Source organism: Aurantibacillus circumpalustris, from assembly GCF_029625215.1.
Classification (GTDB): Bacteria; Bacteroidota; Bacteroidia; order B-17B0; family Aurantibacillaceae; genus Aurantibacillus; species Aurantibacillus circumpalustris.
In genome coordinates this window covers 655,919-675,366 of the sequence record NZ_CP121197.1, presented here as the reverse complement: position 1 = coordinate 675,366, position 19,448 = coordinate 655,919, and the positions used below count along the sequence as shown (strand labels likewise).

Genomic DNA, 19,448 nt, shown 5'->3' with positions numbered 1-19,448 from the left:
TCCTAAGTCTAGTTAAAGGACACAATGAAATTAAAAAAATGGGTAAAAAACTATTAATACACAACGACAAAGTACCGGGAATAAACACTCTAGAGGTTTATCGTGCTAACGGTGGTTACGCTTCGGTAGAGAAAGCACTGAATTCAATGTCCCCTGACCAGGTAACTGATGAGGTTAAAAAATCGGGTTTGAGAGGCCGCGGTGGCGCTGGTTTTCCAACGGGTTTAAAATGGAGTTTCCTTGCAAAGCCTGAAGGTGTTGAACGTTACTTAGTTTGTAATGCAGATGAATCTGAACCGGGAACTTTCAAAGACCGTTATTTAATGGAAAAAATTCCACATGCGTTGATTGAAGGAATGATTACTTCTTCTTATGCATTGGGAGCAAAAACCTCCTACATATATATACGTGGAGAATATTTTTACATAGCACGTATTCTTGAAGCAGCACTTGCGGAAGCTTATGCAGCAGGCTGGTTAGGAAAAAATATTTTAGGGACAAATTTTTCACACGACTGTTATGTACAAGTTGGTGGAGGAGCTTATATCTGTGGAGAAGAAACTGCTTTATTAGAATCGTTAGAAGGCAAGCGTGGTAATCCACGTATCAAACCGCCTTTTCCTGCAGTAGCAGGTTTATGGGGTTGCCCAACGGTTGTAAATAATGTTGAAACGATTGCAGCTGTTTGTCCGATTGTAATGATGGGTGGCGAAGAGTACGCGAAAATCGGAATCGGAAAATCAACGGGAACAAAATTAATTTCTGCGTCAGGACATATTAATAAACCGGGTGTTTATGAAATTGAATTAGGCGTACCAGTTGAAGAATTTATATTCAGTGATGAGTATTGTGGTGGCATTCGTAATGGTAAAAAATTAAAAGCTGTAGTTGCAGGTGGATCATCGGTGCCGATTCTTCCAGCAGATTTAATTTTAAAAACCGCAAAAGGCGAACCACGTTTAATGACTTACGAAAGTTTAGGAGACGGTGGTTTTCAAACTGGTACCATGTTGGGTTCAGGAGGTTTTATTGTTATGGATGAAGATACAAGCATTGTAAAAAATCTCTTTACGTTCGCTCGTTTTTATCATCATGAATCTTGTGGACAATGTTCTCCTTGTCGTGAGGGGACAGGTTGGATGGAAAAAATACTAAAGAAATTTTTGAATGGAACAGCGAATGAAAGTGATGTGGAGTTGTTGTGGGACATTCAAAGTAAAATAGAAGGCAAAACTATTTGTCCTTTAGGAGAAGCTGCCGCATGGCCTGTAGCTGCTGCGATTCGTCACTTTAAACATGAATTTTTAGAAATCGCAAAAAGTAAAAAGTTTGTCGATATCAGTCATTATAATAGATTAAATAATATTGTGGCTTAAAATAATTACAAAAAAGTTAATAGTTTATTGAAAACCAATTAGAAAAAAAGATTAAGAATTAAATAACCCGATCTACAAAAATAGAATATGTTACATCTTAAAAAAATAAGCGTCCTTTTAGTTTGCCTTGCAATTGTCAGCTCTTGTAAAAAGAGTACAACCCCAACTCCTACACCAACCCCCACTCCTACACCAAGTGTTAATGGTAGTATGACTGCAAAGTTAAATGGGACAACCTGGACATCCATTAAAAACACCGGAGCATTTGTTATAGACACAGATAACGATCTTTCAGCACTCGTTTTAAATGGAGAAACTGCAAATGATATTTTCGCTCTTGGAATTGATTTTCCAACAGCAAATCCGAATCTAAGTGTAGGAAATCATGATTTCGGTGGAGTAAAAGATGATGCGGTCTTTACCTACACCACAAAAACACCAGGCGGTGGGTTGTTAACACAGCACTTTGAGGATGAAGGAACTTTTAATATTACGGCTGTAGATAACACTAACAAAACGGTTTCAGGGACATTCACTTTTAGAATGCACAAGTCGGGTTCCACTGCAGCAGGAGATAGCATCTATGTAACAAACGGGGTTTTTAATAATATTAAATACGCAGTCCAGTAAAAAACTAAAAGATTGATCATAGAATAAAGCTTAAAAAATGAAAGTAACTATAGACGGAAAAGAAATTGATGTGCCAAAGGGAACCACAATTCTCCAGGCTGCCCGTATGATTGGCGCTGAGGTTGCTCCGCCGGCCATGTGTTATTACACGAGTTTAAAAACCAGTGGTGGTTATTGCCGCACTTGTATCGTAAAAGTAACGCAAGGAAGTGCTGCTAATCCAACACCAATGCCAAAACCCGTTGCATCTTGCAGAACAGAAGTAATGGATGGAATGGTGGTTGAGAATTTCACCAATCCAGAAGTGCTCGAAGCGCGTAAAGGTGTTGTTGAATTTTTATTAATCAACCACCCATTAGATTGCCCTGTGTGCGATCAGGCAGGTGAGTGTAAATTACAAGATCTTGGTTACGAAAACGGTTCTGTAAAAACACGGTATGAATTTAAACGCCGTGAATTTGAAATGATCGACATTGGTGATAAAATTAAATTACACATGAACCGTTGCATTCTTTGCTACCGTTGTGTAAAAACTGCCGATCAAATTACCGATAACCGCGTGCATGGTGTTATTTCCCGTGGAGATGCCTCTGAAATCTCTACTTACATTGAAAATATTATTGATAACGATTTTTCTGGGAACGTCATAGATGTTTGTCCGGTTGGAGCATTAACAGACAAAACTTTTCGTTTTAAACAACGTGTATGGTTTACAAAACCAGTTGATGCGCATCGTAATTGTGATAAGTGCTGTGGTAAAACCCGCGTGTGGTTAAAAGGAGAAGAAGTTGTGCGTGTAACAGCTCGTAAAGACCAGTGGGATGAGGTGGAAGAATTTATTTGCAATTCGTGTCGTTACGATCATAAAAAAACAAGTGATTGGGTAATTGAAGGGCCGACACAAATTACCCGTGCTTCTGTTATTTCACAAAACCACTATAACAATTTGAACGAATTAAAAGTTCAAATTATGAAACAACAAGATGCATTAGGCTTTATGCCATTAGATAAAAAACCATAGATAACTATTATACTAAACGATGTTAGAATTTATTATATACAAATCAATTATCTGCGTGGCTGTTTTTGCGATATCGCTTGGTATTGCAGCTTACTCCACTTGGTGGGAACGTAAATTTGCTGGGCTTTTACAAGATCGTTGGGGGCCAAGTCGCGCTGGAGTTTGGGGCTTATTGCAGCCATTAGCAGACGGAGGAAAAATGCTTTTCAAAGAAGAAATTATTCCAAATGTTTCTAACAAATTTTTATTTGTACTAGCGCCTGGTTTGTTTATTGTAACGGCTATCATGGCTGGGGTGCTTATTCCATGGGGTCCAGCTTTTGCAATGGACGGGAAACTTTATCCACTTCAAGTAGCGGATGTTAATGTGGGTGTTATTTTTTTATTGGGCGTTACTTCTATCGGTGTTTATGGTATCATGATCGGTGGTTGGTCTTCTAATAATAAATATTCTTTACTAGGCGCTATTCGTTCTTCTGCACAAATGATTAGTTACGAATTAGCAATGGGCATTTCTTTAATAGCATTAATTATTGTTGCTGGTGGAACTCTAAGTTTCGGAGAAATTGTAGCGATGCAAGACAAAGGTTTTGCAAATGTAGTTTGGCAACCGCTTGGTTTTTTAATCTTTTTTGTTTGTGCCTTGGCGGAAACAAACCGAGCACCGTTTGACTTAGCAGAATGTGAAACAGAATTAGTTGGTGGTTATCATACAGAGTACTCTGCATTTAAATTGGGTTTATTTTTATTTGCAGAATACATTAACATGTTTGTGTCTTCGGCAGTAATGGCAGGTTTTTATTTTGGTGGATATAACTTCCCATTTGCACACGAATTATATAACGCAATGGGATTACAAGAAGGTTCTTGGATAATTTCACTAATTGGCTTTGGTGCATACTTTACAAAAACTCTAATTTTCATTTCTGTATTTATGTGGATTCGTTGGACAATACCAAGATTCCGTTATGATCAATTAATGAATTTAGGCTGGAAAACCTTATTACCACTTTCGCTTTTAAATTTAGCGATTACGGTTGTGATAGAATTTTTCAGAGGAAACATACAATTTTAAAATACTTAAAATGCAATTAACGAATAGAAAAGTAGTCGTTTCTAACAAGGAACAAAGCTTTACAGAGAAGATGTATTTTCCTGCAATTATAAACGGGATGTTTATCACGTTTAGCCATCTTTTTAAAAAGAGACCAACTATTATGTACCCAGAGCAAAAACGTGAATACGCGCCAATCTATCGCGGACAACATGTTTTGAAACGTGATGAAAACGGAGCTGAGCGTTGCACGTCTTGTGGTATGTGCGCGGTGGCTTGTCCGGCAGAAGCAATTACAATGGAAAGCGGGGAACGTAAAAAAGGCGAAGAAGGATTATACCGAGAAGAAAAATACGCTAAGATGTATGAAATAAACATGTTGCGTTGCATCTTTTGTGGTTTGTGTGAAGAGGCTTGCCCTAAAGAAGCCATCTTTTTAACTGATAGAATTGTAGCTTCTGAATTTGAACGCGATGAATTTATTTATGGAAAAGATAAATTGGTTGAAAAAATGGATAAACGTATTGATGTCACGAAACGTCAAACGCCAGAAGTATTGGCATTTAAAAAAATTCCAGGATTAAAGCACAACGAATTGCATACGGAGAAATTAAATAAAGGAAAACACTAAAATAGATTGACGATTTAAAAATTTACAATTGACAATTTTTCAATCGTAAATCGTAAATCATAAAATTGTAAATAAAAAAATATGTTAGGTTACACAATTACACAATGGATTTTTGGAATACTTTCCTTTATGGCGATTATGTTCGCTTTAATGGTTGTATTTAGCCGTAATCCCGTTAACTCAGTATTGTATCTGGTGTTAACGTTTTTCTGCATAGCAGGACATTATCTTTTAATGAACGCGCAGTTTTTAGCGGTGGTTCATATTGCTGTTTACGCAGGGGCCATTATGGTTTTGTTTTTGTTTGTGATTATGCTCATGAATTTAAACGAAGACGCCGAACCTCAAAAAACAATGGTCTCCAAAATAATTGCAGGAGTTATAGGTGGTATGTTGCTTCTTGTATTAGTTGGCGCTTTAAAAGGAACTAGTCAGTTAGGCTTATCGCAATACGGACATTCAGAAATTGGTTTAGTGAAAAAACTTGGACACGTGTTGTTTCATGAATTTTTGTTTCCATTTGAAATTGTTTCGGTGTTGTTGTTATCGGCGTTGGTTGGTGCAATTATGATTGGGAAAAAGGAGATAAAATAGTATTTACAATTTAAAGATTGACAATTTACAATTGCATATGAGTTTAACTCCCGAAATATTAAAAAAAAGAACGTTTACGTTCGCACTTAATACTTTGAAAACAATTGATGGATTAAAAAAAACAATTGCTAACGATGTGATGAGCAAACAGGTTTTGCGTTCTGCAACTTCAGTTGGCGCAAATTATAGAGCAGCTTGCAAAGCAAAATCAACAGCCGATTTTATCAATAAATTAAAAATCGTTGAAGAAGAATCTGATGAATCGGTTTATTGGCTAGAGTTAATTAAAGAATATAACAACATCAATGAATCAAATTACGAGTCATTATTAAAAGAATCTCGAGAGTTGGAGCGAATATTTTCCGCCTCGGCGATTACTGCAAAAAACAACAAATTGAAACAACAAACACAATCGTAAATTGTAAATAACAAAATTGTAAATTAACTACCATGATCAACGGAATCTCCATAAACATGTATCTGCTTCTAAGCACTGTGATTTTTATCATTGGCGCTATTGGCGTAATGGCCCGCAGAAACACAATTATTATTTTTATGTGCATTGAATTAATGCTAAACGCAGTTAATCTGCTGTTGGTAGCATTTAGTGTACTTCATAACGATGCCGCCGGCCAGGTATTTGTATTTTTTATTATGGCAGTTGCCGCTGCTGAGGTTGCGGTTGGACTTGCTATTTTAACTATGATATTTAGAAACATTAAAAGTATTGACACCGATTTACTAGGTAATTTAAAAAACTAAGTATTTTGTTTTAAAAAATTATAAATAAAAACATATGATCAAATTAGTAGCACTCATTCCTTTATTTCCATTAATGGGTTTCTTATTTAATGGCTTTTTTGGAAAGAAAATAAACAAAGGATTAAGTGGAACAATTGCTTCATTAAGCATTTTCGCCTCTTTCATCGTTTCAGTACTTATATTTATGGAACTCCAAGCCTCGTCGCAAAAAGAATTTGTGGTGAATGTATTTTCTTGGATAAATTCAGGTGTGCTTAAAGTTCCCTTTGAATTTTTAGTTGATCCACTTTCGACAGTGTTTTTATTGATCATCACAGGTATTGGTTTTCTAATCCACATCTATTCTATTGGTTACATGCACGATGACGAAGGGTTCGCACGTTTCTTCACCTACCTTAACCTGTTTGTGTTCTTCATGCTTTTATTGGTATTAGGAAACAACTACCTGATTACGTTTGTTGGTTGGGAAGGTGTAGGTCTTTGTTCTTATCTCTTGATAGGTTTCTGGTATAAGAACACTGCTTTTAATAATGCGGCAAAAAAAGCCTTTATCATGAATCGTGTTGGTGATCTTGGATTTTTATTAGGCATTATTCTCATTTTTGTTACTTACGGAAGTATAAGTTATTCGGAAGTATTTGATAACGCAGGTACTGCAAGCACCTCAACAGTTACAGCAATTGCTTTATTACTCTTTATTGGTGCAATCGGTAAGTCTGCTCAACTCCCATTGTACACTTGGTTACCAGATGCCATGGCTGGTCCAACTCCTGTATCGGCTTTAATTCACGCTGCAACCATGGTAACCGCGGGTATTTTTATGATAGTTCGTTCTAATGTGTTTTATTCCATGAGTGCGGTTGCTGGTGAAACGGTAGCGGTTGTTGGTGTTATTACCGCTTTATTTGCAGCAACGATTGGTGTTCTTCAAACGGACATAAAAAAAATACTTGCGTACTCAACGGTTTCTCAACTTGGTTTAATGTTTTTAGCTTTAGGAGTTGGCGCTTATAGTTCAGCAGTTTTTCACGTTACAACTCACGCGTTTTTCAAAGCACTTTTATTCTTGGGAGCAGGTTCTGTTATTCATGCTATGGGTGGAGAACAAGATATTCGCAAAATGGGGGGGTTAAAAGGAAAAATTAAAATCACGTTCGGTACGATGATGATTGGTACAATTGCCATTAGTGGAATTTTTCCATTTAGCGGTTTCTTTAGTAAGGATGAGATTTTAGCACACGCATACGAACACAGTCCTATTCTTTGGCTACTAGGAACGTTCGCTTCTATGCTTACTGCCTTTTATATGTTCCGTTTAATGTTTTTAACTTTCTTTGGTAAATTCAGAGGAACACATGATCAAGAACATCATTTGCACGAGTCACCTTCTTCAATGACAATTCCATTAATTGTTCTTGCAGTGCTTTCTATCTTCGGTGGAGTACTTGGTTTTCCAGAGTTTTGGCATTTACCAAACTGGATGCATCATAATTTAGAACCAATCATTCTAAGACCTTCTTATTCTACAATGAGTCACCAAACAGAATGGACACTCATGATCATCGCAGTAACAGGTGCGTTAGCAGTTATCTATTTTACCTATTTAATGTTTATGAAATATAAAGTAATGCCAGCGGACAAAGAAGAGCAGATGCGTCCTTGGCAAAGAGTTATTTTTAACAAGTACTATGTGGATGAAATTTACGATGCAGTTATTCGTAAACCGTTAGATGCTATCTCAAAAATGTTTTTCAGACATGTTGATAAAAGTTTCATTGATGGTATCGTAAATGGAATGGGGTCAACAGTGAAAACAATTGGAAGCTCTGTCAGGTATTTACAAAACGGTAATATTGGTTTTTACCTAATGAGTATGGTATTAGGTGTGGTATTTATAGTTCTATTAACTTTTTTAATTAAATAAGATATAAGATTTTATGTTGACAGCTTTATTAATCGGTTTCCCCTTATTCGCAGCCTTGCTGGTTTTCTTTTCAAAAGGAACCATGGCGCGCAATCTGGCACTTACATCTTCAGTAATTGAATTTGTTATATCACTCATTGCATTATATGTTTTTAAAAACACTCCAGATTCTGGTCTTCTTGTTTTTGATTGTGTTTGGGTGCAATCCTTAGGAATTCACTTCTCTGTTGGAATTGATGCGTTAAGCATACTAATGATTCTATTAACCACATTTTTGGTTCCACTTATCATTTTAAGTTCTTATAAAAACTCCTACGCAAATAGCCATAATTTTTACGGATTAATTTTAGTCATGCAAATGGCTCTGGTTGGTGTGTTTTCTGCTAATGACGGATTCTTATTTTATGTGTTTTGGGAGTTAGCTTTAATTCCAATTTATTTTATTTGTTTAATGTGGGGTGGAGAAAATCGTGGCGCTATTACATTTAAGTTTTTCGTTTATACATTATTCGGGTCTTTGTTTATGTTGGTGGGATTAATTTATCTCTATAATCACACTTACATTGATGGATTAAAATCATGGGCGATACAAGATTTATATAATGCTGGAAGAAGCTTAAACGCTGGTCAGCAAGGAATTCTTTTCTGGTTAATTTTTATTGCCTTCGCGATTAAAATGCCAATTTTCCCTTTTCACACCTGGCAGCCCGATACGTACGTAAATGCTCCAACTCAAGGAACTATGCTACTTTCAGGGATCATGTTAAAGATGGGAACCTTTGGTGTTATCAAATGGTTATTGCCAATTGTACCTTTAGGACTTGAGAAATGGGGTGGTACGGCAATTGGACTTTCGGTTATCGGAATTGTTTACGCTTCTTGTATTGCCATCGTTCAAAAAGATTTTAAACGTTTGATTGCATACTCTTCTATTGCGCACGTTGGATTAATTTCAGCTGGAATTCTTTCAGCGAACCAACAAGGAATCCAAGGAGCCTTAATGCAAATGTTAGCGCACGGTGTAAACGTTGTTGGATTATTTTTTATAGCTGACATTTTACTACAACATACAGGAACACGTGAAATAGAAAAGCTTGGCGGAATAAGAGGGATGAATGGAAATTTTGCTGTTCTATTTTTAATTGTTGTACTTGGGTCTGTAGCGCTTCCGCTAACCAACGGATTTGTAGGTGAATTTCTATTAATTAACGGTGTTTATCAATTCAGTGCAATTTTAGCTGCATTTGCAGGACTTACAATTATTCTTGGTGCTGTTTACATGCTACGTAGTTACCAAAATATTATGCTTGGCGAGAGAAGAGACTCGAATATAACTTTTGGTCCTTTAGCATCAACTGAAAAAGCGGTATTAATTATTGTTTGTATTGTGATAGTTGCTTTTGGTGTGTATCCAAAGCCTTTAAATGACATTGCTGAAGAAGCAACAAGAACAATATTAACTGTAATGAAATAAAAATAATTGATAATTTATAGATTGGCGATTTGTAATTAAATCATCAGATGTAAATCAAAAAATTGTAAATATAAAATATGAAAGGTCTTTTAATAATTAGTGGATTAGGAATATTGGCCATGCTGGCTGAAATTTTTAAATTTAAGAAACTCCTATTACCCATTGTTTTACTTGGTATAGTGAGTGCTTTTGTGTTGAATTATTTCGAATGGAAAACCGGAATGAGTTTTCAATACTTTGACAACATGATTTCTTTCGACAAACCCGCCATTGCATTTTCAGGGATCATTTTAGCTACAGCTTTTTTCTGGTTTATTCTCGCCAATGATTATTTTGAAGAGGAATCTAATCTTGTTGATCACTTTGCTCTTGTCTTGTTTGCTCTTGTTGGTGCTTTAATGTTAACGTCTTTTAAAAACATGACTACTTTATTTTTAGGAATTGAAATTATGAGTATTCCTCTGTATGTGTTGGCGGCAAGTAAAAAGAATGACATGCGCAGTAACGAAGCAGGATTTAAATATTTAATTATGGGATCTTTTGCCAGTGCGTTTTTATTATTTGGTATTGCTTTGATATACGGAGCTTCTGGAAGCTTTGACATTATGGTGATTCGGCAATATATATCAGCACATGTTAACGACATGCCCATGTTTTTTTATGTTGGGGTAGTCATGATGTTAGTGGCTATGTGTTTTAAAGTGTCTGCAGCGCCTTTCCATTTCTGGGCGCCAGATGTTTATGAAGGTTCACCAACTCTAATTACAGCCTTAATGAGTACAGTTGTAAAAACTGCTGCTTTCGCTGCCTTCTTACGTTTATTCTTAATTGGTTTTGCTGAGGTAAGTGAAGTATGGACAGGAATACTTGCGGCTGTGGTTGCATTATCTTTGATCATTGCAAATTTCTCTGCTGCTATGCAAACGAGTGTAAAACGTATGTTGGCTTATTCAAGCATAAGTCACGCTGGTTTCATGCTTATGGTAATAATGGCTAACGTAAGAAGCAATATGTCTTTAGACGCAATTATTTATTATTCGTTAGCGTATTCAATTGGTAGCATTACTTCTTTTGGTATTTTATATAATGTAACACGCAAAGGCAACGAAACGATTGATGCGTTTAATGGTTTGAGCAAGCGGAATCCTTTTCTGGCCATTTGCATGACGATCTCTATGTTATCATTAGCTGGTATTCCAATAACTGCAGGATTTTTCGCAAAATACTATGTGTTTACAACAGTTATAGGAACGCATTATCAATGGCTACTAATTTTAGCGGTGATCACGTCCGCAGTTGGCGCATACTATTATTTAAAAGTAATTATTGCTATGTACTTCAAAGAACAAGAAGAACAGGATTCAGTAGTGATGGAAGGTTCTAATAAGTTTGTAATTATTTTGACAACAGCTGTAACGCTTATTATCGGCTTAGCGCCGGGTATGATTGCAGAAATGTTTAAGTTCTAGTCTCTTGTAAAACCCTGGAAGGGTTTTACGTTACTTTAGGATAACCCTTCCAGGGTTTGAGGGCATTTATTTTAGTTTGTCATTTTTTAAATGACGGTCGCTATCTCTAGACGTTTTTTTATCTAAGTTTTTTTTGAGTGCATCCTCGAGGTTTACTCCTGTTTGATTGGCGATACAGATTAGCACAAACATAACATCTGCTAACTCATCTTCTAAACTTTTTTGTTTATCACTTTCCTTTTCACTTTGCTCGCCATAACGACGCGCCATGATTCTGGCAACTTCACCGACTTCCTCCATTAGCATAGCAGTATTGGTAAGTTCGTTAAAGTAACGAACGCCAAATTTTTTAATCCAATCGTCGATCAGCTGTTGTGCTTCAGAAATTTTCATGTCAGAAATATTTACACAAGGTAAAAATTTAGCTTGACATAAATTAAAAATATAAAAAGATTAGATCGGTCCAATGGCTATTTCTAGTCTCTCTCTCAAAAAATTAATACCTTCACACAGCTAAACAAACAAATCCTTTAAGCGTTTAGATAAAATCATAAACTACGCTACAACCGATGACATATACTAATTTACAGTCTTGTCTTATTGATCTCGAAAAAAACGGACACCTTATTCGTATAAAAGAAGAAGTAGACCCTGATTTGGAAATGGCGGCCATTCATCTAAGAGTATTTTCGAAAGGTGGTCCAGCGATTTTATTTGAAAAAGTAAAAGGCAGTAATTACAAAGCTGTGAGCAATTTATTTGGAACACTTGAGCGCAGTAAATTTATGTTTCGGGATACGCTTTCTGTTATGCAAGAATTGGTACAATTGAGAAACAGTCCTATGGATGCATTAAAAAAACCTTTGCGTTATATTTCTACCGGATTAGCAGCCTATAAAGCATTACCAAAAAAATCTTCTTTTTCTTCTGGTAATTTTAAAGAAATTAAAATAACAAATCTCCCACTCATTAAACATTGGCCGATGGACGGAGGAGCTTTTGTAACCCTTCCACAAGTTTATACAGAGGATATAGATAAACCAGGAGTGATGGCCTCCAATTTAGGAATGTACCGTGTTCAGTTAAACGGAAACGATTACGAAACAAATAAAGAGATAGGATTACATTATCAAATTCATCGCGGTATAGGTGTACATCAAAATAAAACAAATAAAAAAAATATCCCGCTAAAAGTAAGTGTGTTTGTTGGGGGACCACCAGCACACACGCTCGCTGCTGTAATGCCACTTCCAGAAGGGATTAGTGAGTTAACGTTTGCCGGTGCTCTGGGAGGAAAACGTTTTCGGTATACCTATAAAGATGGATTTTGTATTTCTTTAGACGCTGATTTTGTGATTACGGGTGAAGTGCATCCAAATGAAAATAAACCCGAAGGTCCTTTTGGTGATCATTTGGGTTATTATAGTTTAAAACATCCATTTCCTGTGATGCGCGTGCATAAAGTGTACGCTAAAGAAAATGCAATTTGGCCATTTACCGTTGTTGGCAGGCCACCACAAGAGGATACAGCTTTTGGAGCACTAATACATGAAATTAGCGGGAGTGCCATTCCAAACGAAATACCGGGTGTAAAGGAAATTCACGCAGTGGATGCAGCTGGTGTTCACCCTTTATTGCTGGCTGTTGGAAGCGAAAGGTATACCCCTTATTTAAAAAACAAACGTCCTGCTGAACTTCTTACCCAAGCTAATCGTATTTTAGGTACTGGTCAGTTAAGTCTTGCAAAATATTTATTTATCAGTGCAGATGAAACCAAAGAAATAAACTGCCATGATATTCGGGGGTTTTTAAAACATGTTTTTGAACGGATAGATTTAAATAGAGATTTACATTTTCATACCAAAACTACTATTGATACTTTAGATTACAGCGGTGATGAAATAAACGAAGGAAGTAAATTAGTTTTGGCTGCTTACGGTGATAAAATAAGAGACTTGTCAATGGCCTTGCCGAACGTGCTTGCTGAATGTGATTTCATATCGCACCCATTTTTCTTAATGGAAGGTGTTATTGCAGTTACACTCAACTCCTATACAAATTCTAAAAACGCGAAAGAGGAAATTAAAATATTAAGTCTTTGGATAGAAGAGCGTATAGACCACTTTAAAGGAATTGTTCAAATTGTGATCTACAATGATTTTGAATTTACATCTTCTACAAAAAACTTAAATGATTATCTTTGGGTGACTTATACACGCAGCAATCCAAGTAATGATATATATGGCGTGTTTGAGTTTATAGAAAATAAACATTGGGGTTGCAGAGGGCCTATGATTATTGATGCCAGGAAGAAACCTCACCATGCACCAGAGTTAAAAGTCGCGAAAGAGACGGAAGAAAAAATCGCACGCTTTTTTGAAAAGGGTGGCGTTTTAGAAAAATGGGCTTAATCTAGATTATAAATATGCAGTTCTATAAGAAACCAATTTTTTTACCCCTCACATTTTATTTATTTGTTGTTATACTTCTTGCGACAAGAATCTTACTGATTCTAAATCTTAATACAGATTATATAGACTCTGATATGCCATTTATGTGGGCGGGAGTAAAAGATTATTCTGAAGGTTTATTTTACGAGCCTAGATTTTACGGACAAGATTACAATACATTTATGGAATGTTTGTTTGCCGTACCTCTTTATTGGCTGGGCGTTCCTGTCTATTATGCTTTACCAATTATTGCACACATTGTTGCTGTTTTTCCTTTTTTATTTACGGCTTTTTATTTGTTTTATAAGAATCGAAAGAAAAATGCAATACTCGTAATAGCAATTTTTTTATGCCTTGCGCCGGGTTATGATGTGATGACAAGTCAACCAAGAGGTATTAGCGGTATTTTTCTTTGTGGATTTTATATTCTTAGTTTTTTAAATCCAACGCACATGCGTTTTTTAGCCTTGAACACGCTTCTTACCGTACTGGCTTATTTTGTTACGCCTAACGCAGTGGTGGTGAGCGTTCCGCTTATGACTTTTTTGTTTTTTCATAACTACAAAAACAAAAAATATTACATCATAACGGTTTGCTGTTTATTATCATCCATTCTTTTTTATCTGGTTTTTGATAAATTTTATAAAGATCACCCAGATTACATTATCTATGGACTTAATAACTCCTGGGCTCCTGGAAATTTTTTATATGCTATAAGACATCTGGACAAAAGTTTTGGTCACGTCAGTTTTTTTATAGAAGAAATATGTGCTACGGTTTTAGTAGCCTTTACAGCGATTGGATTTGCCTTATTCAAAAAAAACAAAATTGCTTTTTTGAGTTTTCTTTCTTTTTTAGGAGTTATTCTTCTTTCTTTTTTTGCAAGTAAAGTGCAGGAAGGTGTAGTGTGGCCGTTTTATTCGTTCAGTCGTATGTATATTGCCATTCCCTTTGCTATTGCTCTTTTTACTGTTTTTTTTCAAGTAAAATCTAATTTTTTCTTCACTAGTATAATTGTTATTACGATTGCTTATTCTGTTTTTAAATTTTATAATTTCAAAAGTTCAATACGTTATCACACAGAAGAAAGGCGTTGGAATGGTGTCCATCTTATCCCACTTCAAACGGTTTTAAATGGTTGTATTGCGTTTAAAGATATTTGTCATAAAAACGATGTGAATTTTTTCCTTATTTCAAGCACATTTTGGTTAAGTACTTATCTTAACTACGGCGGAGAGGTTATCTATGAAGATTTTCCAAAAAGCCAAGAGACAATGGCCGAGCGCAGATATTGGGTACGTCAAGCAAATGCAAATAAAATTTTTAAAAGATTTATTTTTCTTTCTGTGAATTATGATTTTGATAAATCTTGCGAAGGAAATTCAGCTTTTAGAATAAAACGTTTAGATGATTACGGTTTGATGCTAATAGAAGATAACACCTTATCAAATAAAGAGTTTGTTTCTTTAACCTTAAATCGAGAATAGCTTTAACCTTTCCCGCCGAATACTTTTTTAAGAATATCGGACACGCGTGCAGCTGGATCTTTGCGGATTTTAATTTCTTCATCTGCGATTAAAACCATTAAGCCATTTATTGCTTTATTAGTTACGTATTTATCTAGATCTGGATTTTGTTTTTTTACTAAAGGGAGTTTGTTATATGCTGTTACCAAAGGGTTCCAGTAACTTGTAACATTTACTTTTTCGATAGCCGCTTTTACAATCGGTAAAAAATTATTTTCTAAAGGAGTATAAGTTGTTTTGCGCAAATAGTGTGTAGCTGAAGTGTCCGCACCGTTTAAAATTGCAAAACCATCTTGTACGCTCATTCCAGTAATGGCATCAACAAAAACGGAAGCGGCTTTTAAGGCGGCTTCTTCTGCGGCGCGGTTTAAACTCGTTTCAAACTCTTCTATCTTTTTTTCAAAACCCATTTTTAGTAAGCGTGCTTTCATTTCTTTAGCCTCTTCTGGCCAAGGTATAAACAATCTAGGGTTTTTGTTAAATCCATCTAGTTTACTGGCGAGGGATGCGGACTTGTCGGTACCCACTGACAAAGCTTCTTTTAGGCCTTTAACTACTTCTTCGTTACTCAACTTGCTTTCGCCAGTTAACACTTTAGTACTAGTATTAACAAGGCTTTTTATTTTTATTTGTGCAATTCCGCCTAAGAAGGCCAAACTAAAAGTTATTAAAAAAATTTTTTTCATGTTGTAAAGTGCGTTTTGTTAAGTAATAAAAGATTTAAATTCTAGCCACACTTTATAAATAATCTATAAAAGAGCTTTCCAAAGATAAACTAATCGCTAATTTTATCGCTTTAAAAAATGTGAAATAAATTATGAAGGCGGAGATACTGACAATTGGAGATGAAATACTTATAGGGCAGATTGTAAATACAAATAGTGTATGGATGGCACAGCAATTAAATTTGGCTGGAATACAAGTGGTGCATATGGCCAGCGTAAGTGATGAAGAAAACGCCATAATAAAAGCACTTACAGATGCAGAAAGTCGCGCTGATTTTGTATTTATTACTGGGGGACTGGGGCCAACGAAAGATGATATTACGAAAAAAGTTTTTGCTAGTTATTTTGGAGTCCAACTCGTATTAAATGATGGCGCTTTAAAAAATTTAGATAATTATTTTGCGAAAAGGGGACGTGAGTTAAATGAGATAAATCGCAAACAAGCCCTTGTTCCTGAAGGTTGCATTGTGATAAAAAACAGCAATGGCACTGCGCCGGGCATGTGGATGAAAAAAGGGAACACAGTGTTTGTTAGTATGCCTGGCGTGCCCTATGAAATGCAAGGAATGATGACAGAAGGTGTTTTGCCGAAAATTAAAAGCGAGAATGTACTACCAAAAATTTATCACAAATCTATTTTAACCCAAGGAATTGGTGAAAGCGCGATTGCCGAAATTGTTGAGGCCTGGGAAGACGCGTTAATTGAAAAAAACATAAAACTAGCTTACTTGCCTCAGCCGGGCTTAGTAAAACTTCGACTATCTTCCTATGGGAAGGATATGAATGAGCTGAAAAAGAACATCGAAGAAGAGATAGTTGCGTTAAATCTCCTTATTGGAAAATATATTTTTGGTTACGAAAATTATGGCGAGGAAACACCGACGCTTCAAGGTATTGTTAGTGAACTTTTACGCGAGCGTAAACAAACATTAGCACTGGCAGAAAGTTGTACAGGTGGTTATATTTCTTCTTTATTTACCTCGATATCAGGAGCTTCAGAAATATTTAAAGGAGCTATGGTTCCCTACACCAATCTTTCCAAAAGCGAATTATTACAGGTTGAAAATGGTCTTTTTACTACAGTTGGCTCTGTTAGTAAGGAAGTTGTTGAACAATTAGCTCAAAACGTGATTAAAAAGTTTGACAGTGATTATTCCATTTCCATATCAGGAATCGCAGGACCTACCGGTGGCACACCTGAAAAGCCAGTTGGTACGGTTTGGGTTGCCGTGGCTAATAAAAACAGAGTTGTTACTCACAAATTTCAATTTGGGGATAATAGGCAACGGAACATTATTATGACCGCTTCTGCAGCTATAAATATGCTTAAAAAGTTAATTTTAAACGAAATTTAATCGATTTTTAACTCTAAATCGCGCAAAAAACACAAATTTTTGACCTAGCCCAACCTTAAGCCCCATGGTCTTGTAAAGGTATTTAGATAGCAGGTCTAATTCAAAAACTCAGTTATGTTAGATTATTTTGGGGATGAAAGGACATTTTCCGTCTTTTCTTGGTAAATTTACTTTAACCCAACCATTACTGCGCTGAGCGTGTAATGGTATAGTAGACCTAGTTATTTAATGGATATTCAGCAAAAACTGATAGAATCTTGTATTAAAGGTGAGCGCAAAGCTCAGTACGACCTTTATAAAGCCGTCTATAGTTATTTAATGAGCATCTGTGTGAGGTATACAAGAAATCCTGATCGAGCCAAAGAGGTATTAAATATAGGATTTCTTAAGATTTTAAATAATTTAGGTAAGTATAATCCAGAAATACCCTTTAAACCCTGGATTAGAAAGGTGATGATTAATACGCTGATAAATGAATATAAAAAGGAAAAAATCCATACTGGAAATGTAGAATACATTGATGGATATCATGAGTCTGATTCATACTCAGAAATAAACGAAGCGATCTCAAAAATAAACGTTGATCAGATTTACGCTTTTATTTCAAAACTACCACCTGCCAGCCAACACGTGTTTAACTTATATTATATCGAGGGGTATAAACATAAAGAAATTTCGACGATGCTTAATATTAGTGAAGGCACATCGAAGTGGCACTTAAATTCGGCAAGGGAAAAATTAAAAGAAATGTTAGCCAAATTTGATTTACCAATAAAAATAACGGTACATGAATAGCGAAGAAAGATTTAAAAAATCCCTAGAGGAACTTCTTTCATCAAAGCAATTTGCATTTGATGAATCGAACTGGGATAAAGCACAGCAGATGATTGACGCATCTAAAAAACCACCTAGAATGCTTTTATACTTACTTAGTAGCGTTTTAATGCTCGGAACGATTTCAACAGGCGTTTACTTATTTACCGACACTTTAACAACGTCGAAGGAAACACTAGCTACAAAAGCAAACAGTAAAATTAATGAGCCATCAACTGCCAAAAAAATTCAAACTCACATTGCACCGGCAGCTGCTGTGGTTATTGCTACAACAGAATCCATAACACCTTCAAAACTACCCGAGCAAGCTTTTCGTGTAAACAAAACATCAACCATTCCTGTAAAAGAAAATGAAGTTTCTCAAGTAAACCAATCTGCTCCTGCTCCGATTGGCGAAACAAAACAACAAATTGAAGATACAAAACGTAACACGACACTTGATAGTAAAGTTAACGGCATTAAACCTGTGGACCTTGCCACCAAAGTGATAGCAGCTTCACAACCTGTTGCAAGTATAAGTGAAACAAGCGACCCGCGAATGAATGACGTTGTTGTTAAGCCTTATATTATTGGTGCTGAAAAAGTAAATCCAGAAAACACAAGTGTTGCGAAAGAGAATACTGAAACTGTTGTAAAAAGCGCTAATCCGGTTAAAATTTTTGAGGGAAAGATAGTTGCTAAAGAGATGATTGAAATCCCCGTTGCCGCAAATACAACCAATTCTGGAACTGTAATTCCTGATATTATTGATCCAACTGTAAAAACTCAAGAGCAAAATTCCGTCAACGACAACTCGTTACTTGCAAATAAAACTTCATCTAAGCAAGAAGGAATTGCAAGTGATGAAATTATGGAAGCGAGTAGTAATGACGCTGGCAAAATGGACATAAAGGATAGTGCTAAGGTTGAGGTTGCAAAAGCGGTCATAATAGGTAACACGGATTTGATTTCAGATATTCCGCCAGATACAGATCAAGGACAGCTTGGTAAGCCAAAAGAGTATCCGGTTTTATTTTCGGTTGAAGCAGGGGCGAGTTATTTGTTTGGATGGCAAAATGGCGGAACGCGTGATGCAAATGGTTTTAATCCAGTGGTTGGCATTAACTATTTTAATAATTTTTCGTCCAAAATGTCCTTAACTTTCGGGCTTCATTATTCGTCAGTGGGCAATTTAAGTTATAGTAATTATACCTCCAGAGTCACTCATTTGGGATTTGGGGAGCAGAGTGATGTGACGGTTTTTACGCCAGTAAAAATTCACTACCTCATCGCACCATTAAGATTTAACTACCATCTTACACCTCTAAATACGATTGGTTTAGGCTTTAATGTTGCTTATCTTTTAAATGTGGAAAGTGAGGTTGAAAATTATACTGAAAAACTAAATTCAAAATATAATCAAACACTCAGCGAAACGAGTGGATACACTGAAGGGTTTAAGCAGTATGACACACAAGTATCTCTTTTTTATAAAAGGAGATTTTACCCTAATCTTTCTCTTAACATAGAACTATTTTATGGTTTAACAGATATCAAAGACAATGCATTTTTTAAGTCAAATGTGTTTGAAAGAAATAATGGAATGAAACTAACTCTTGTTTATAATTTTCTAAAAAGATAAAG

Annotated in this window: 18 protein-coding genes; 16 read left to right on the top strand and 2 right to left on the bottom strand. The window is 35.8% G+C overall.

Going from position 1 to position 19,448, the window contains the following annotated elements:
• Positions 1-38: 38 nt before the first annotated feature.
• The 11 genes from nuoF to P2086_RS02705 all read left to right on the top strand — a co-directional run bounded on the left by nuoF (position 39) and on the right by P2086_RS02705 (position 10,935).
• Positions 39-1,376 (top strand): NADH-quinone oxidoreductase subunit NuoF, encoded by a 1,338-nt coding sequence (gene nuoF, locus P2086_RS02755; protein WP_317898905.1) that lies wholly within the window; start codon positions 39-41, stop codon positions 1,374-1,376.
• A gap of 87 nt (positions 1,377-1,463) precedes the next feature.
• The gene (locus P2086_RS02750) at positions 1,464-2,006 is read left to right on the top strand and encodes a Riean_0653 family protein (protein WP_317898904.1); all 543 of its coding nucleotides are present in this window, start codon (positions 1,464-1,466) and stop codon (positions 2,004-2,006) included.
• A 37-nt stretch (positions 2,007-2,043) separates the two neighbouring features.
• On the top strand, positions 2,044-3,027 hold the full coding sequence (locus tag P2086_RS02745; RefSeq protein WP_317898903.1) for an NADH-quinone oxidoreductase subunit G: 984 nt from the start codon (positions 2,044-2,046) through the stop codon (positions 3,025-3,027).
• A gap of 19 nt (positions 3,028-3,046) precedes the next feature.
• Positions 3,047-4,102, top strand: a complete 1,056-nt coding sequence (nuoH, locus tag P2086_RS02740; RefSeq protein ID WP_317898902.1) for an NADH-quinone oxidoreductase subunit NuoH — start codon at positions 3,047-3,049, stop codon at positions 4,100-4,102.
• A gap of 10 nt (positions 4,103-4,112) precedes the next feature.
• Positions 4,113-4,712, top strand: coding sequence for a NuoI/complex I 23 kDa subunit family protein (locus P2086_RS02735; RefSeq protein WP_317898901.1), 600 nt, complete (start codon positions 4,113-4,115; stop codon positions 4,710-4,712).
• A gap of 81 nt (positions 4,713-4,793) precedes the next feature.
• Positions 4,794-5,306 carry an NADH-quinone oxidoreductase subunit J family protein gene (locus tag P2086_RS02730; RefSeq protein ID WP_317898900.1) on the top strand — a complete coding sequence of 171 codons (513 nt, stop codon included), beginning with the start codon at positions 4,794-4,796 and terminating at the stop codon, positions 5,304-5,306.
• A 37-nt stretch (positions 5,307-5,343) separates the two neighbouring features.
• Complete coding sequence (locus P2086_RS02725) at positions 5,344-5,724, top strand: four helix bundle protein (RefSeq protein ID WP_317898899.1); 381 nt, start codon at positions 5,344-5,346, stop codon at positions 5,722-5,724.
• 32 nt (positions 5,725-5,756) lie between these two features.
• The gene (gene nuoK, locus P2086_RS02720) at positions 5,757-6,068 is read left to right on the top strand and encodes an NADH-quinone oxidoreductase subunit NuoK (protein ID WP_317898898.1); all 312 of its coding nucleotides are present in this window, start codon (positions 5,757-5,759) and stop codon (positions 6,066-6,068) included.
• A 34-nt stretch (positions 6,069-6,102) separates the two neighbouring features.
• Complete coding sequence (gene nuoL, locus P2086_RS02715) at positions 6,103-7,992, top strand: NADH-quinone oxidoreductase subunit L (protein WP_317898897.1); 1,890 nt, start codon at positions 6,103-6,105, stop codon at positions 7,990-7,992.
• Between the two features lie 13 nt (positions 7,993-8,005).
• On the top strand, positions 8,006-9,466 hold the full coding sequence (locus P2086_RS02710) for a complex I subunit 4 family protein (RefSeq protein WP_317898896.1): 1,461 nt from the start codon (positions 8,006-8,008) through the stop codon (positions 9,464-9,466).
• 77 nt (positions 9,467-9,543) lie between these two features.
• The gene (locus P2086_RS02705; RefSeq protein WP_317898895.1) at positions 9,544-10,935 is read left to right on the top strand and encodes an NADH-quinone oxidoreductase subunit N; all 1,392 of its coding nucleotides are present in this window, start codon (positions 9,544-9,546) and stop codon (positions 10,933-10,935) included.
• A gap of 66 nt (positions 10,936-11,001) precedes the next feature.
• On the opposite strand, the gene P2086_RS02700 is transcribed toward P2086_RS02705, so the two are convergent.
• Positions 11,002-11,328: a nucleotide pyrophosphohydrolase gene (locus tag P2086_RS02700; RefSeq protein WP_317898894.1), complete on the bottom strand. Its 327-nt coding sequence runs from the start codon at positions 11,326-11,328 to the stop codon at positions 11,002-11,004.
• A 176-nt stretch (positions 11,329-11,504) separates the two neighbouring features.
• On the opposite strand from P2086_RS02700, the gene P2086_RS02695 reads away from it, so the two are divergent.
• Complete coding sequence (locus P2086_RS02695; RefSeq protein ID WP_317898893.1) at positions 11,505-13,346, top strand: UbiD family decarboxylase; 1,842 nt, start codon at positions 11,505-11,507, stop codon at positions 13,344-13,346.
• Positions 13,347-13,360: 14 nt separating this feature from the next.
• Positions 13,361-14,872, top strand: a complete 1,512-nt coding sequence (locus P2086_RS02690; RefSeq protein ID WP_317898892.1) for a hypothetical protein — start codon at positions 13,361-13,363, stop codon at positions 14,870-14,872.
• A 2-nt stretch (positions 14,873-14,874) separates the two neighbouring features.
• Here P2086_RS02690 and P2086_RS02685 read toward each other — a convergent pair whose 3' ends face one another.
• A complete protein-coding gene (locus tag P2086_RS02685; protein WP_317898891.1) occupies positions 14,875-15,597 on the bottom strand; it encodes a DUF4197 domain-containing protein in 723 nt (240 codons plus the stop codon).
• 131 nt (positions 15,598-15,728) lie between these two features.
• On the opposite strand from P2086_RS02685, the gene P2086_RS02680 reads away from it, so the two are divergent.
• The 3 genes from P2086_RS02680 (at position 15,729) to P2086_RS02670 (ending at position 19,446) form a co-directional block, all read left to right on the top strand.
• Entirely contained in the window at positions 15,729-16,991 is a 1,263-nt protein-coding gene (locus tag P2086_RS02680; RefSeq protein WP_317898890.1) for a competence/damage-inducible protein A, read from the top strand.
• Positions 16,992-17,219: 228 nt separating this feature from the next.
• Positions 17,220-17,786, top strand: a complete 567-nt coding sequence (locus P2086_RS02675; RefSeq protein WP_317898889.1) for an RNA polymerase sigma factor — start codon at positions 17,220-17,222, stop codon at positions 17,784-17,786.
• Positions 17,779-19,446 (top strand): hypothetical protein, encoded by a 1,668-nt coding sequence (locus tag P2086_RS02670; RefSeq protein ID WP_317898888.1) that lies wholly within the window; start codon positions 17,779-17,781, stop codon positions 19,444-19,446. Before P2086_RS02675 ends, P2086_RS02670 begins: the two co-directional genes overlap by 8 nt.
• The last annotated feature ends 2 nt before the right edge of the window (positions 19,447-19,448 follow it).

What these genes read in the sequence shown, in the direction of transcription:
- P2086_RS02675 (WP_317898889.1), top strand. Translation starts at nt 17,220, where the DNA reads ATGGATATTCAGCAAAAACTGATAGAATCTTGTATTAAAGGTGAGCGC.
- P2086_RS02710 (WP_317898896.1), top strand. Translation starts at nt 8,006, where the DNA reads ATGTTGACAGCTTTATTAATCGGTTTCCCCTTATTCGCAGCCTTGCTG.
- P2086_RS02690 (WP_317898892.1), top strand. Translation starts at nt 13,361, where the DNA reads ATGCAGTTCTATAAGAAACCAATTTTTTTACCCCTCACATTTTATTTA.
- P2086_RS02750 (WP_317898904.1), top strand. Translation starts at nt 1,464, where the DNA reads ATGTTACATCTTAAAAAAATAAGCGTCCTTTTAGTTTGCCTTGCAATT.
- nuoK (WP_317898898.1), top strand. Translation starts at nt 5,757, where the DNA reads ATGATCAACGGAATCTCCATAAACATGTATCTGCTTCTAAGCACTGTG.
- P2086_RS02685 (WP_317898891.1), bottom strand. Translation starts at nt 15,597, where the DNA reads ATGAAAAAAATTTTTTTAATAACTTTTAGTTTGGCCTTCTTAGGCGGA.
- P2086_RS02695 (WP_317898893.1), top strand. Translation starts at nt 11,505, where the DNA reads ATGACATATACTAATTTACAGTCTTGTCTTATTGATCTCGAAAAAAAC.
- P2086_RS02670 (WP_317898888.1), top strand. Translation starts at nt 17,779, where the DNA reads ATGAATAGCGAAGAAAGATTTAAAAAATCCCTAGAGGAACTTCTTTCA.
- P2086_RS02700 (WP_317898894.1), bottom strand. Translation starts at nt 11,328, where the DNA reads ATGAAAATTTCTGAAGCACAACAGCTGATCGACGATTGGATTAAAAAA.
- nuoF (WP_317898905.1), top strand. Translation starts at nt 39, where the DNA reads ATGGGTAAAAAACTATTAATACACAACGACAAAGTACCGGGAATAAAC.
- P2086_RS02745 (WP_317898903.1), top strand. Translation starts at nt 2,044, where the DNA reads ATGAAAGTAACTATAGACGGAAAAGAAATTGATGTGCCAAAGGGAACC.
- P2086_RS02725 (WP_317898899.1), top strand. Translation starts at nt 5,344, where the DNA reads ATGAGTTTAACTCCCGAAATATTAAAAAAAAGAACGTTTACGTTCGCA.
- nuoL (WP_317898897.1), top strand. Translation starts at nt 6,103, where the DNA reads ATGATCAAATTAGTAGCACTCATTCCTTTATTTCCATTAATGGGTTTC.
- P2086_RS02730 (WP_317898900.1), top strand. Translation starts at nt 4,794, where the DNA reads ATGTTAGGTTACACAATTACACAATGGATTTTTGGAATACTTTCCTTT.
- P2086_RS02680 (WP_317898890.1), top strand. Translation starts at nt 15,729, where the DNA reads ATGAAGGCGGAGATACTGACAATTGGAGATGAAATACTTATAGGGCAG.
- nuoH (WP_317898902.1), top strand. Translation starts at nt 3,047, where the DNA reads ATGTTAGAATTTATTATATACAAATCAATTATCTGCGTGGCTGTTTTT.
- P2086_RS02705 (WP_317898895.1), top strand. Translation starts at nt 9,544, where the DNA reads ATGAAAGGTCTTTTAATAATTAGTGGATTAGGAATATTGGCCATGCTG.
- P2086_RS02735 (WP_317898901.1), top strand. Translation starts at nt 4,113, where the DNA reads ATGCAATTAACGAATAGAAAAGTAGTCGTTTCTAACAAGGAACAAAGC.